13 protein-coding genes and 1 tRNA gene are annotated in these 12,853 nt (G+C 63.2%); 5 read left to right on the top strand and 9 right to left on the bottom strand.

The window, feature by feature from the left end; translation table 11 throughout:
- Positions 1-100: 100 nt before the first annotated feature.
- Positions 101-640, top strand: a complete 540-nt coding sequence (locus tag MKI86_RS08990; RefSeq protein ID WP_241600112.1) for a GcrA family cell cycle regulator — start codon at positions 101-103, stop codon at positions 638-640.
- 126 nt (positions 641-766) lie between these two features.
- Here MKI86_RS08990 and phoB read toward each other — a convergent pair whose 3' ends face one another.
- The 8 genes from phoB to phoR form a co-directional block, all read right to left on the bottom strand.
- Positions 767-1,450, bottom strand: coding sequence for a phosphate regulon transcriptional regulator PhoB (gene phoB, locus MKI86_RS08985; RefSeq protein WP_134647809.1), 684 nt, complete (start codon positions 1,448-1,450; stop codon positions 767-769).
- Positions 1,451-1,469: 19 nt separating this feature from the next.
- Positions 1,470-2,198: a phosphate signaling complex protein PhoU gene (gene phoU, locus MKI86_RS08980; RefSeq protein ID WP_134647811.1), complete on the bottom strand. Its 729-nt coding sequence runs from the start codon at positions 2,196-2,198 to the stop codon at positions 1,470-1,472.
- Positions 2,199-2,248: 50 nt separating this feature from the next.
- The gene (pstB, locus tag MKI86_RS08975; protein ID WP_241600110.1) at positions 2,249-3,064 is read right to left on the bottom strand and encodes a phosphate ABC transporter ATP-binding protein PstB; all 816 of its coding nucleotides are present in this window, start codon (positions 3,062-3,064) and stop codon (positions 2,249-2,251) included.
- 13 nt (positions 3,065-3,077) lie between these two features.
- Positions 3,078-4,406: a phosphate ABC transporter permease PstA gene (gene pstA, locus MKI86_RS08970; protein ID WP_241600108.1), complete on the bottom strand. Its 1,329-nt coding sequence runs from the start codon at positions 4,404-4,406 to the stop codon at positions 3,078-3,080.
- Entirely contained in the window at positions 4,403-5,887 is a 1,485-nt protein-coding gene (gene pstC / locus MKI86_RS08965; RefSeq protein WP_241600106.1) for a phosphate ABC transporter permease subunit PstC, read from the bottom strand. The genes pstA and pstC overlap by 4 nt, the downstream gene beginning before the upstream one ends.
- A gap of 1 nt (position 5,888) precedes the next feature.
- Positions 5,889-6,053, bottom strand: a complete 165-nt coding sequence (locus MKI86_RS08960; RefSeq protein WP_241600104.1) for a hypothetical protein — start codon at positions 6,051-6,053, stop codon at positions 5,889-5,891.
- Positions 6,053-7,087: a PstS family phosphate ABC transporter substrate-binding protein gene (locus tag MKI86_RS08955; RefSeq protein ID WP_241600101.1), complete on the bottom strand. Its 1,035-nt coding sequence runs from the start codon at positions 7,085-7,087 to the stop codon at positions 6,053-6,055. The genes MKI86_RS08960 and MKI86_RS08955 overlap by 1 nt, the downstream gene beginning before the upstream one ends.
- A gap of 189 nt (positions 7,088-7,276) precedes the next feature.
- Positions 7,277-8,575: a phosphate regulon sensor histidine kinase PhoR gene (phoR, locus tag MKI86_RS08950; RefSeq protein ID WP_370879926.1), complete on the bottom strand. Its 1,299-nt coding sequence runs from the start codon at positions 8,573-8,575 to the stop codon at positions 7,277-7,279.
- Between the two features lie 144 nt (positions 8,576-8,719).
- On the opposite strand from phoR, the gene ppk2 reads away from it, so the two are divergent.
- A complete protein-coding gene (ppk2, locus tag MKI86_RS08945; protein WP_241600098.1) occupies positions 8,720-9,595 on the top strand; it encodes a polyphosphate kinase 2 in 876 nt (291 codons plus the stop codon).
- A gap of 51 nt (positions 9,596-9,646) precedes the next feature.
- Here the strand turns inward: ppk2 and MKI86_RS08940 are convergent, their stop codons facing one another.
- Positions 9,647-10,780 (bottom strand): biotin transporter BioY, encoded by a 1,134-nt coding sequence (locus tag MKI86_RS08940; protein ID WP_241600096.1) that lies wholly within the window; start codon positions 10,778-10,780, stop codon positions 9,647-9,649.
- A 434-nt stretch (positions 10,781-11,214) separates the two neighbouring features.
- On the opposite strand from MKI86_RS08940, the gene MKI86_RS08935 reads away from it, so the two are divergent.
- From MKI86_RS08935 to MKI86_RS08925, 3 genes are all read left to right on the top strand, one after another.
- A complete protein-coding gene (locus tag MKI86_RS08935) occupies positions 11,215-12,177 on the top strand; it encodes an NAD(P)H-dependent flavin oxidoreductase (protein ID WP_241600094.1) in 963 nt (320 codons plus the stop codon).
- Positions 12,178-12,300: 123 nt separating this feature from the next.
- Positions 12,301-12,376, top strand: a tRNA-Thr gene (locus tag MKI86_RS08930).
- A gap of 112 nt (positions 12,377-12,488) precedes the next feature.
- Positions 12,489-12,830: a hypothetical protein gene (locus tag MKI86_RS08925; RefSeq protein ID WP_241600092.1), complete on the top strand. Its 342-nt coding sequence runs from the start codon at positions 12,489-12,491 to the stop codon at positions 12,828-12,830.
- Positions 12,831-12,853 lie beyond the last annotated feature (23 nt).

Below are 12,853 nucleotides of genomic sequence, written 5' to 3'. Positions count from 1 at the left end.
CGGAACTAGTCACCACCAGAGTTAGGGCGCTCAGGCTGCGAATTCGTTCGTGGCGCGATGAGGGATTCCCGCATAGCGAGCGCCGAACGGAGACGAGAGCATGAACTGGACAGACGAGCGGGTCGAGAAACTCAAGAAGCTCTGGAGCGAGGGCCTCAGCGCCAGCCAGATCGCTGCGCAGCTCGGCGGCGTGAGCCGCAACGCCGTCATCGGCAAGGTGCACCGGCTTAACCTACCGGGCCGCGCCAAGGCTGGCGGCACGCCGGCTTCGGCCCGTCCGAAGCGCCCGGCGGCGACCACCCCGCGCCCCTCGAACTTCGCAGCGCGCCCGGCCAACGCCCCCCGCCCGGTCAGCCGGCCGGTGGGCAATGCGCTCACCAAGGACGAAGTCGACACCGATTTCGACGTAGAGACCGAGAACCTGCCCGTCGTCATCAGCGGCAAGAACGTCGTGGTACCGATGTCGCGCAAGCTGGAACTGACGCAGCTCACCGAGCGCACCTGCAAGTGGCCGATCGGCGATCCGCTGAACGACGACTTCCATTTCTGCGGCTGCGAATCCCCTGACAACTCGCCGTACTGCACCTATCACCAACGCCTCGCCTACCAGCCTTCGGCCGAGCGCCGCCGCGCGCGGTGACATTAGCGACAGAAGAATAGAAACGGGGCCGGAAGGCTCCGTTTTCGTTTGTGCGGCAAGTGGCACGCCGAGACGCAAACAGGCCCCGAAGGGCCCATTTCCGTCCTCGGGAGGAATTGCGTTCGCTCAGGTTTCCAGCGAATAGCCGGCGCCGCGGACCGTGCGGATGACATCCTGCATGTTGGCGAAGTTGAGCGCCTTGCGCAGACGGCCGACATGCACGTCGACCGTGCGCTCGTCGACATAAATGTCATGCCCCCAGACACCGTCGAGAAGCTGCGAGCGTGAGAAGACGCGGCCGGGCGAGGTCATCAGGAATTCCAGGAGGCGGAACTCCGTCGGGCCGAGGCGCACTTCACGCGTGCGGCGATGAACGCGATGCGTCTCGCGATCGAGTTCGATATCCCCGCAGCGCAGCACCGTGGACACGACTTCCGGCTTGGCACGGCGCAGCATTGCCCGCACACGGGCGACGAGTTCCGGCGTGGAGAAGGGCTTGACCACATAGTCATCCGCACCCGTGGCCAGGCCACGCACGCGTTCGCTCTCCTCGCCGCGCGCCGTCAGCATGATGATCGGCAGGCGCTCAGTTTCCGGCCGCTGGCGCAGGCGCCGGCACAGCTCGATGCCGGAAACACCAGGCAGCATCCAGTCAAGGATGAGAAGATCGGGCATGCGCTCCTGCAAGCGCATCTCCGCCTCGTCGCCGGACAGGATCGTATCCACCTCGAAACCTTCCGCCTCGAGATTGTAACGCAGGAGGACGCTCAGCGCCTCCTCATCTTCCACGACGGCTATTCTGGGCACCATGTAGAGAACCCTATCCAGTTTACTCGGAAGCTTCGGAGACATCGGCCGTGACGACGGATGTCGAGGTGTCGTCCTTCGGGCGCTCGCCCTCGGGCTGGGAGCCGGTCGCCATGTAATAAATGGTTTCGGCAATGTTGGTCGCATGGTCGCCGATGCGCTCGATGTTCTTGGCGCAGAACAGGAGATGGGTGCAGGGCGTGATGTTGCGCGGGTCTTCCATCATGTAGGTCAGGAGTTCGCGGAACAGCGAGGTGTAGATCGCATCGATCTCGTCGTCGCGCTCACGGATGGCCTTGGCCTTGTCCACCGAACGGGTGGCGAAGACATCGAGTACTTCCTTGAGCTGCATCAGCGCCAGTTCGGCCAGATGCTCGAGACCGCGGGCAAGCTTGCGCGGCATGCCCGAGCTCTGCACGGCAATCACGCGCTTGGCAGTGTTCTTGCCGAGATCGCCGACGCGCTCCAGCTCCGCGGCAATGCGGATCGTGCCCATGATTTCGCGCAGGTCCGCCGCCATCGGCTGGCGCTTGGCGATGGTGACGATCGCCTTCTCGTTGATCTGGCGTTCGGCATTGTCGAGGATCACGTCCTCGGAAATGACCTTCTGGGCCAGCGCCGCATCGGCGGAAACAAGGGCGCGGACCGAATCCGCCACCATCTGCTCGGCCGTGCCGCCCATTTCGGAAATGCGGCGGGAGAGATATTTCAGTTCTTCGTCGTAAATCGAGACAATATGGGTCGATGACATCGTTCTGTCCTTAATACACGCGGGTTTCAGGGGCTAAGGCGACGAAAACGTCAGCCGAAGCGGCCCATGATGTAGTCCTGCGTGCGCTGGTCATCCGGGTTGGTGAACATCTTGTCGGTGTCGTTCTCCTCGACGAGGTTGCCGAGGTGGAACATGGCGGTGCGCTGCGACACGCGGGCCGCCTGCTGCATGGAGTGCGTCACGATGACGATCGTGAAATTGGTGCGCAGCTCGTGGATCAGTTCCTCGACCTTGGCGGTGGCGATCGGGTCGAGCGCCGAGCAGGGCTCGTCCATCAGGATGACTTCCGGGCTGACGGCGACGGCGCGGGCGATGCACAGGCGCTGCTGCTGACCACCGGAGAGGCCCGTGCCGCCTTCGTGCAGGCGATCCTTCACCTCGTTCCACAGGCCGGCCTTCTGCAGGCTCTGCTCGACAATGGCGTCCATGTCGGCCTTCGCCTTGGCGAGGCCATGGATGCGCGGACCATAGGCAACGTTCTCGTAGATCGACTTAGGAAACGGGTTCGGCTTCTGGAACACCATGCCGACGCGGGCGCGCAGTTCCACGACGTCGATGTTCGGATCATAGATATCGTCGCTGTCGAGCGTGATGCGGCCGGTCACGCGGCAGCCGTCGATCGTGTCGTTCATGCGGTTGAGCGTGCGCAGGAACGTCGACTTGCCGCAACCCGAAGGGCCGATGAGCGCGGTAACGGTGTTTTCGCGGACGTTGAGGTTCACGTCGTAGAGGGCGCGCTTCTCGCCGTAATAGACCGAAACGTCCTTGCCGATCATCTTGTAGGAAATGTCGTTCATTTGTCTGTCCAGGGCTTTCTCGACTGCTGCTTCTGACATCATGTTCATATGACCGGTCCTTCTACCAGCGTCGTTCGAAACGGCGGCGCAGGAGGATCGCACCGACATTCATGAGGATGAGGAAGATGAGGAGCACGATGATGGCTCCCGACGTGCGCTCCACGAAGGCGCGTTCGGCCTCGTTCGCCCACATGTAGATCTGCACCGGAAGAGCCGTTGCCGGGTCCATCGGCGTTGCCGGGACGTCGGCGACGAAAGCGACCATGCCGATGAGGAGCAGCGGCGCGGTTTCGCCGAGCGCATGGGCAAGGCCGATGATCGTGCCGGTCAGGATGCCCGGCATGGCGAGCGGCAGGACGTGATGGAACACGGTCTGCATCTTGGAGGCACCGAGCCCGAGTGCTGCTGCACGGATCGAAGGCGGCACGGCTTTCAGCGCGGCGCGGGTCGCGATGATGATCGTCGGCAGCGTCATGAGGGTCAGCACCAGACCGCCGACCAGCGCCGCCGAGCGCGGAAAGCCGGCAAAGTTGATGAAGACGGCGAGACCGAGCAGACCGTAGACGATGGAAGGTACGGCGGCGAGGTTGTTGATGTTGACCTCGATGAGATCCGTGAAGCGGTTCTTCGGGGCAAACTCTTCGAGATAAATCGAGGCGGCCACGCCGATCGGCAGCGACAGCACCAGCACGATCAGCATCATGTAGAGCGAACCGATGAGGGCGACGCCCACGCCTGCGGCCTCCGGACGGCTCGATGCGCCGTTGGTGAAGAGTCCGGTGTTGAAGTGCTTGGAAAGGGCGCCGCTTTCGGCAAGCTGGTTCATCCAGCCGACCTGCTTGTCGGAGACCTTTCGGTTCGTTTCGGGCACGCCGAGATCGATCTGCCCCTTGAAGGCGGAGTCGAGATCGCCGTGCGCCAGGAAGGTGACGTTCTGCGTCGTGCCGATGATCGACGGATCGGCCGTCACGAGATTGCGCAGCTGCACCCGCACGCTGTCGGAAATCATGCCGTTGACGGCTTTCAAGCCGGCGCGGTCGTCTTCGCTGACGCCGAGCACCTTGGCGAGCGCGTTGCGCGCCACGACGGGGTAGTTCGCGGTCACGAGCTTCTGCGGATTGGTGGCGCGCTCGTTGTTCTTGTCGATGATCTGCTGCGAGAACTCGACCGGGATCGTGATCATCGTCTGCTGGAATGCGGTGTAGCCTTTGGAGACGACCGAAAACAGCAGGAGGAAGAGGAACAGGAGGCCGAAGGCGATTGCTGCCATTCCGTAGAAGCGGAAGCGGCGTTCGGCGGCATAGCGGCCACGCAGGCCGATATCGCGGCGTTCGGGCTTGGCGGAGGCGCCGACGGCAGCCATGGAGGGGCTGGTGGAGACCTGGCTCATTCGTACTGCTCCCGGTATTTGCGCACGATGTAGAGGGCGTAGATGTTCAGGCAAAGCGTGATCGCGAACAGCGTGATGCCGAGCGCGAAGGCCACCAGCGTCTGCGGCGAGGTGAATTCGAGGTCCCCAGTCAGCTGGTTGACGATCTTGACCGTCACCGTTGTCATCGGCTCGAACGGATTGAGCTGCATGCGGGCGGCGACACCGGCCGCGAGCACCACGATCATGGTTTCGCCGATAGCGCGCGAGGCAGTCATCAGCAGTGCACCGACAACGCCCGGCAGTGCGGCCGGCATGATGACCCGCTTGATGGTTTCCGAGCGGGTGGCACCGAGACCGAGCGAACCGTCACGCAGGGCGCGCGGCACTGCGGTGATGATGTCGTCCGATAGCGAGGAGACGTAGGGGATGAGCATGATGCCCATGACGATGCCGGCCGTCAGAACGCTCTGCGCCTGGATGAAGCTCGCATAGTTGCCCGTGACGAGGCCGTTCAGCTGTGCGGAGATATCGCGCAGGAACGGGCCGACGGTGATAAGGGCGAAGAAGCCGTAGACGATGGTCGGGATGCCCGCGAGCACTTCGAGCAGCGGCTTGGCGATGGAACGCACGGTCCGCGAGGCGTACTCCGACATGTAGATGGCGGCGAAGAGACCGACCGGCACGGCGACCAGCATGGCGACGAAGCCGATATAGAGCGTGCCTGCAAGCAACGGGATCAGGCCGAACTGACCGGCCGACGCCGTGGCGCCCGCTGCGGCGAAGCGCGGATCCCAGGTCGTTCCGAAGAAGAATTCCCAGGCCGGAACCATGTTGAAGAAGTGGATGGCTTCCGTCGCCATGGAGGCCACAATGCCGACCGTCGTCAGGATCGCGATGGAGGACGCCGCGATGAGGCTGACCAGCATCACACCCTCCACGCGGTTGCGAGCGCGGAACTTCGGCGCAATGGCGCGATAGGAGAGGAAGGCGCCGGCAAGGGCCGCGATGATGACGAGGATCGACAGGAAGGTGCTGCTCGCCTGCGTCATGCGGTTGAGATCGTCGGCGGATGTCAGCATGTACGGCGCCGGATCGGCCGCAAGCGGAACACCCTTGGCAGCCAGAACGGTGCGGGCGGTCGCGCTATCGGCGAACATCGCTTCGCGCTCCTGGGCCGACAGCGTGTTCAGGCCGCGCGAAATGGCGCCGATCATGTTGTAGGCGAGGTTCTGCTCGGCCTGCGACGTGGCCTTGACCTCTTCAGGAAAGCCGCCGCGAACCGTCGAGCTGATGTAGATCGGGCTTGCGATGATCCAGACCAGTATCACGACGAGAGCCGGCAGGATCGACCAGATAGCGACGAAGGAACCGTAGTAGCCCGGACGCGAATGCAAGCTCGAGAGCTTGCCGCCGGCAAGCGCGTTGGCGCGCCAGCTTCCGAAAAGATAGCCCGCCACGCCGATCACGGCGATGATGAGCAAAAGAAAGGAAATACTCATTTTAGGAAAGTCTCCTGGCGAGATCATCCGCCCTGAGCGTGCCAAATCGCTCGCCCCGACCGTTCGACAGGGCGCCCCATTCCCGGTCGAAGAACATGACGTGGGCGTCGCCGCCCGAAAGCCAGAGGTCGCCGCGGCGCAAACCGCCGCGGCGACCCAAGGTCATTACATGATCTTACCGTCAGCGAAGGCCTTGCGGATTTCTTCGCGCTCGGCTTCCGGAGCGGCAACGAGGCCGTATTCAGCCAGCGGAGAGTCGGGGCCGATCATGTCGTCGCTCGTGAAGAACTCGACATATTCCTTCAGGCCGGGGATGACGCCGAGATGCGCCTTCTTGACGTAGAAGAACAGCGGGCGCGAAACCGGGTATTCGCCGGAAGCGATCGTTTCGGTCGACGGAACGATACCGTTGACGGTGGCGACCTTCAGCTTGTCGGCGTTGTTTTCGTAGAAGGACAGGCCAAAGACGCCGATGCCGGACTTGTTGGCAGCGATACGGGCGAGCGTTTCGGTGTAGTCACCGTCGATATCGACAGCCAGGCCGTCCTTGCGAACGGCGACACACTTGGCGTGCTGTTCCTTTTCGTCGGAAACGGCAGCCTTGATCGCGTCAAGCGCGCCGGCATCCTTGCAACCGGCAGCCAGGATCTTCTCTTCGAAGACTTCGCGCGTGCCGTGCTTTTCGCCCGGGATGTAGGCGGCGATTTCGGCGTCCGGAAGGTCCTTGTTGACTTCCGACCACTTCTTGTAGGGATTGGCGACCAGCTTGCCGTCAACGACGACTTCGGCGGCGAGGCCGAGATAGAGATCCTTCGGAACCAGCTTCAGATCGGCATTGCCGCTGTCGGTTGCGAAGACGATGCCGTCATAGCCGATCTTCACTTCCTGGATCTCTGTCACGCCAGCGGCCTTGCAGGCCTCGACTTCGCTTTCCTTGATCGGACGCGAAGAATTGGCAACGTCGATGGTGTTCGGGCCGACGCCCTTGCAGAATTCCTTCAGGCCGCCGGAAGAGCCGCCGGATTCGACGATCGGGGTCTTGAAGTCCGGATAGGTCTCGGCAAACGTCTCGGCGACGATCTTGGCATAGGGAAGAACGGTGGAGGAGCCGGCGATCTGGACCTGGTCGCGCGCAACGGCAACGCCTGCGAATGCGGCGGAGGCTACAAGCGCCGCAACTGTGAACTTAAGAGATTTCATCTGGGTTCTCCCGAAGAGGACATATGTGGGAAGCGCTCGTCTGGCGCTCTCTGCCGCTGACCGGCGGCTTCTCTCTACGCCCCGATCGCCATCCCTTTTATGTCAGTTTCGCGAAACATTTGTGACAGGGTAACCGACTGAAAATAATCGCTTATTCCAGACAGGCCCGATACGTCGTGACAGTTTGTGTCAGAACTTCACCGTAAAGACGGTTCCCTTGCCCACCTCGGACCGCACCACGAGGCGTGCCTTGTGGCGGGTAAGGATATGCTTGGCGATCGCAAGCCCAAGGCCCGTGCCTTTCTTGGACCGGCTGGCCTCGACATTAACCCGGTAGAAACGTTCTGTGATGCGCGGCACATGTTCAGGAGGAATGCCGGGGCCGTAATCCTTAACGGAGACCTCGACGGGCGCCCCGCCGGTGCCGCCGGAGAGCGCCACGTCGACGCGCTTGCCATCCTGGCCATATTTGCAGCCGTTCTCGATGAGGTTCTCGAAGACCTCCACGAGTTCGTCCCGCTCGCCAGAGACGAGAACGGGATGGGCGGGCAGGTCGAGCACGATGTCGACGCCGAGCTCCGAGGCCAGCGGCTGCAGACTGTCGCGAACATGGGCGATCAACGGTACGAGATCGACGGTCTGATCGGGCGCAACATTCGACCGCAGCTCGAGGCGTGAAAGCGACAGGAGGTCATCGACAAGCCGACTCATGCGCGTGGCCTGTTCATGCATGATGCCGAGGAAGCGCTCGTGGGCCTTGGTATCGTTTTTTGCAGGGCCTTGCAGCGTTTCGATAAAGCCGCGCAGCGAGGCGAGCGGTGTGCGCAGTTCATGGCTGGCATTGGCGATGAAATCGGACCGCATGCGATCGATACGGCGGGCCTGCGAGACATCGCGGAAGGTCAGGAGCCAGAGCGGTTCGCCGGATTTTTCGGCCAGAGGGGCAATACGGACCACATAGACCGTCTCGGACGGCAGGCGCTCGGCATGCTCCGTTTCGCGCGGCTGGCCTGTCGCGAGGGCTTCGCGGACCATGTCGAGGATGCCGGGTGCGCGGATGCGCCCCGCAAGGTCGCTTCCGAGCGGGATAGCCCCGAAGACCGCCTCTGCGGCGCGGTTCTGCAATCTGACGGTCTCGCGGGCGGAAATCAGCAGGGCCGGCGCATCCAGCGCGCCCAGGACGGCGGCGATGGCCGACAGATCGTCCTGCCCGGCAGCCACGGTATCGTTTTCCGGCACCGCAACGGCCGGAACCGCCATGGTGCGCGCATTGCCTTCGGCGGCGCGCCGGTCGGTTCGCACCAGGCCGGCAATGACGAGCAGGAGCACGGTGAAGGACACCCAGCCCAGATGCAGGCCGGCAAGCCACATCACGAAGCCGACAAAGATGGCCGAGGCGATCAGAACGCGCTCGCCCCACAGTTGCGTTGCCAGCCAGCCGAGGATCGTCCGCTGATCCGTCACCGCCACCCATTCCCTTGCAAGCATCTCAGCCTCCGCGCCCCGCCGATTCTCGATGGATAGCGCGATTTCATGACATGTTTTTCACGGTGCGCTTGAATTCGCAATGCGCTTATGGCCACCTTTCGAAGAAGCGGCGCGCGCCGCGGTCTGTACCCGAAGGAGCAAACGATGGCGGAAGTGGCCGAAAACCGGTCTGTCGAACTGGATATCAACGGCAAGAAGCGGGTGTTCGACATCGACAATCCCGTGCTGCCCGACTGGATCGAGGAGAAGGCCTTCGGCTCCGACGACTATCCCTATGAAAAGAAGCTCGACAACAAGGAATACGAGAAGACGCTAAAGCTGCTCCAGATCGAACTGGTCAAGGTACAGTTCTGGCAACAGAAGACCGGAAAACGCATCATGGCCGTGTTCGAGGGCCGGGACGCGGCCGGCAAGGGCGGCGCGATCCATGCGACCATGTCCTACATGAACCCGCGCTCCGCGCGCATCGTCGCGCTCACCAAACCCACCGAGACCGAGCGCGGCCAATGGTATTTCCAGCGCTATGTCGCCACCTTCCCCACGTCGGGCGAATTCGTGCTGTTCGACCGCTCCTGGTACAACCGCGCCGGCGTCGAACCGGTCATGGGCTTCTGCACGCCCGAGCAATACGAACGCTTCCTCAAGGAAACGCCGCGCTTCGAGAAGATGATCGTTTCGGACGATATCCATCTCTTCAAGTTCTGGCTCAATATCGGCCGGGAGATGCAGCTGAAACGGTTTCACGATCGCCAGCACGATCCGCTCAAGGTCTGGAAGCTCTCGCCGATGGACATTGCCGCGCTCAACAAGTGGGACGACTACACACAAAAGCGCGACCGGATGCTGAAGGAGACGCATTCGGACCACGCGCCCTGGACCGTGATCCGCGCCAACGACAAGCGGCGCGCGCGCATCAACCTGATCCGCCACATCCTCAAGACGCTCGACTATGACGGCAAGGACAAGAAGGCGATCGGCGAGATCGATGACAAGATCGTCGGCACGGGGCCGACTTCGTAAAGTAGGCCGACGAAAATCTGCGAAGGCGCGGGACCGGCCCGCGTCCGCTTCTTATTCGCCCGGGAGGATACGGACGGCGTAGAGGTTCACGCTCGCGCCGCCGCCGGCAATGTCGCTGTTGAGCAGCAGATGTCCCGGCTCGCTCGGCGAAAGCGAGCGGTCGAACTCCACCTGGAACAGAATGTCCGTGCGCTCCGACACCGTGAAGCGATGGCGCCCGCAGCCGCCCATGGTGGAGAAATCGCATTCCACAGCCACCTGCACCGGCTTGTCGCCGGCAGCCTGCACGGTGAGCGCGATCGTTGAGGTCTTGCCGCCCATCTCGCTCAGAACCTCCGGCGATACCTCTATCTGCACCGCACCGGCACGCTCCGGGTTTGTCGAGGTGATACGCACGGCCTGCCCGTCGCTGGTGCTGACCGATTCGAATCGTCCGGCCGCACCGGCGGAAAGCTTGGCGGCGTCGCCCGGCGCGAAGACCGAGCGCCAATCGGAGGTGAAGCGGCTTTGCGTGTCGAGCGCCTTCTTGATCGGGTCCTCGCCGGAGAAATCCTCCGCCGAAACCCGCGCCGGCGGCCTGGAGTCGTCCTGCAGGTCGTCCAGCAGGCCGCTCGATCGCACCCACCAGGCAAGCGCGCCGAATGCCGCGATCAACGTTGCGAGCACGAGAAGGAAGGAGAACAGCCGCCCCCGGCGCTTGCGCGCCTTGGCGACGCGCTCCGGGCGGAAATCGGAGGGCTGGCTCGCAGAGGCGGCCGCCGCCGTCGTCGTCGGCGCACCGCCTTCACCGAGACGCTCCATGCGCTCGGGACGTATCGCGCCCATATCGCCTTGCGGCGCCCTGCGCTCCGGCTCGATGCGCGGCTCGGCATCCAGCGTCGGCTCAGGGCGGATATCACGCTCGGCGCGCATCTCCGGTTCGGGCCGCATCTCGACCCGCGGCTCCGCGCGGACCTCGCGTGCGGCGGCACCGGCCTGCGCCCGCTCTTCCGTCTCGATCTGGCGGATCGTCGCCTCGAGCCGATGGCGTTGCGCGGCCACCGCCTCGGGATCGTTGATGTCCTGCTTGCGCAGGCCCGCCTCCAGGGCGTTGCGCGCCGACTGGTAGATGCGTGCGCGCACCTCGGCATTGGCACGTTCCGAGCGCGCCAGCGCGTTTCTGATTGCCGCTTCCAGTCCGCTCACGTCCGATCCTTCTCGGCGACCGCTCCCCGCCGCGGTCAAACACATCTGTGGAAAGAGCTTCACTTTCCGGCTTTTGTTGGTTTTTGCGTAACGTTTGACGAGAATTTGCGCAAGTCTCGGCAGCCGAACCGCCCTCCTTCTCCGGGGATAAGCTGCGTTGGAGCCCGCAGCACGCGAGCCACGATCGCTCCAGCCGCCACAAACGCGAATCGGGGCGGACGCGCACCGGACCGGTTCAGTGGGATCACACCGGCGCGATCACGACGGGCCACATGGCCAGAGAGCCCAGTTCGGCGAGGCACGGCGCTTGCCGGTGCTCTCGGGCCTGCTACCGACTAACGCCCCTTTACCCGTCCGCCTTCAACCTCTTTTCACGGCGCATTCCCACTGCTATCCTTTTGACGTTTTCGTAAACGTCAAAGAAGGACGTCTTCATGGCCCTGCCCGCGATCCTCAAGGACAAGCTGCGCCTCCCCGTTGTCGCGGCACCGCTCTTCATCATCTCGCACCCTGCACTGACCATCGCGCAATGCAAGGCCGGGGTGGTCGGCGCCTTTCCAGCGCTGAACGCGCGCCCGGAATCGCAACTTGACGAGTGGCTGGCCGAGATAACAGAAACCCTTGCCGCACATGATGCGCAGCACCCAGACCGCCCGGCGGCGCCGTTTGCCGTCAACCAGATCGTCCATCGCTCCAACAAGCGGCTGGAGCACGATCTCGCGATGTGCGTGAAGTACAAAGTGCCCATCGTCATTTCTTCGCTGGGGGCGGTGCCTGAAGTGAATGCCGCGATCCACTCCTATGGCGGCATCGTGCTGCACGACGTCATCAACAACCGGCACGCAAGCTCCGCGATCCGCAAGGGCGCCGACGGCCTGATCGCCGTCGCAGCCGGTGCGGGCGGCCATGCGGGCACGCTCTCGCCCTTCGCACTCGTCCAGGAAATCCGCGCATGGTTCGACGGCCCCCTGCTGCTCTCCGGTGCCATTTCCACCGGCGGCGCCATTCTTGCAGCCCAGGCGATGGGCGCCGACATGGCCTATATCGGCTCGCCCTTCATCGCCACGACAGAAGCCCGTGCCAGCGATGCCTACAAGCAGATGATCGTCGACAGCGCCGCCGCCGACATCGTCTATTCCAACTATTTCACCGGCATTCACGGCAACTACCTGAAACCCTCCATCGCCGCCGCCGGCATGGATCCGGACCATCTGCCGGAGGCTGATCCCTCGAAGATGGATTTCGAGACGGCAACATCAGGGGCCAAAGCGTGGAAGGACATCTGGGGCTGCGGCCAGGGCATCGGCGCCGTCCAGTCCGTTACCCCGACGGCAGAACTCGTCGCGCGCCTGGAGCGGGAATATGCCGCCACCAAGGCCCGCATCGCTGCCGGCTGAAGTGGGCGCGCACCAGATGGCGCGGGGAAAAATGCGGAAGTTGAAACTCACCGCTTGAAATCTCCGCGCATAGCGGTTATCAGCGCACCCATTCCGGTCCCGGCACGCTTCGGGACCATGAAGGCCGCTTTAGCTCAGTTGGTAGAGCACGTCATTCGTAATGACGGGGTCACGTGTTCGAGTCACGTAAGCGGCACCATCTTCCTCCCCAAAACATTTATGATTTCGACTTGCCGTCAGGCAGACGCAGTTGGTGGTTAAATCCGGTAAACTGTTAGACTCGATCGTCCCCTTTACAGGAGCCTCCTCGTATGAGCGACACCTGCCCTATTCCCACGCCTGAACAACGGCGCGCCAACGATATCGTGGAGAATGCCCAGGCGCGGATGATGGATGCCGTCCTGGCAGCGGTTGAGGGTGCTGCGCAAGAGGTGGGGGAGGCCTGGAAAAGCGTCCAGACGCCAGAGGCTCCGCCGCCGCAGGACTATTTTGCCGCCGTCGTGCACCAGCGCATGTTCCTGCTTCTGTGCGGTGCCGATGCCGAGCGTATGACGGGCGGTGACCCTGCCATCGCGGGCCATCTCATCGGCAATCAGCAGAAAATCGTCGAGCATTACTGGACAGCGAAAGACGGGAAAGACGCCGCCCCCTGAAACATCCCTCGCGGGGGCCCGCC

It is taken from the genome of Shinella sedimenti (assembly GCF_022601905.1).
In the GTDB taxonomy this organism is placed as follows: Bacteria; Pseudomonadota; Alphaproteobacteria; order Rhizobiales; family Rhizobiaceae; genus Shinella; species Shinella sedimenti.
This window is presented reverse-complemented; position numbering and strand designations above follow the sequence as displayed.

Bases quoted from the DNA above. Each gene is read 5' to 3' on its own strand.
- pstB (WP_241600110.1), bottom strand. From the start codon at position 3,064: ATGAACATGATGTCAGAAGCAGCAGTCGAGAAAGCCCTGGACAGACAA.
- pstA (WP_241600108.1), bottom strand. From the start codon at position 4,406: ATGAGCCAGGTCTCCACCAGCCCCTCCATGGCTGCCGTCGGCGCCTCC.
- phoU (WP_134647811.1), bottom strand. From the start codon at position 2,198: ATGTCATCGACCCATATTGTCTCGATTTACGACGAAGAACTGAAATAT.
- MKI86_RS08935 (WP_241600094.1), top strand. From the start codon at position 11,215: ATGGCCCTGCCCGCGATCCTCAAGGACAAGCTGCGCCTCCCCGTTGTC.
- MKI86_RS08955 (WP_241600101.1), bottom strand. From the start codon at position 7,087: ATGAAATCTCTTAAGTTCACAGTTGCGGCGCTTGTAGCCTCCGCCGCA.
- phoR (WP_370879926.1), bottom strand. From the start codon at position 8,575: ATGCTTGCAAGGGAATGGGTGGCGGTGACGGATCAGCGGACGATCCTC.
- MKI86_RS08990 (WP_241600112.1), top strand. From the start codon at position 101: ATGAACTGGACAGACGAGCGGGTCGAGAAACTCAAGAAGCTCTGGAGC.
- MKI86_RS08960 (WP_241600104.1), bottom strand. From the start codon at position 6,053: ATGACCTTGGGTCGCCGCGGCGGTTTGCGCCGCGGCGACCTCTGGCTT.
- MKI86_RS08925 (WP_241600092.1), top strand. From the start codon at position 12,489: ATGAGCGACACCTGCCCTATTCCCACGCCTGAACAACGGCGCGCCAAC.
- ppk2 (WP_241600098.1), top strand. From the start codon at position 8,720: ATGGCGGAAGTGGCCGAAAACCGGTCTGTCGAACTGGATATCAACGGC.
- phoB (WP_134647809.1), bottom strand. From the start codon at position 1,450: ATGGTGCCCAGAATAGCCGTCGTGGAAGATGAGGAGGCGCTGAGCGTC.
- pstC (WP_241600106.1), bottom strand. From the start codon at position 5,887: ATGAGTATTTCCTTTCTTTTGCTCATCATCGCCGTGATCGGCGTGGCG.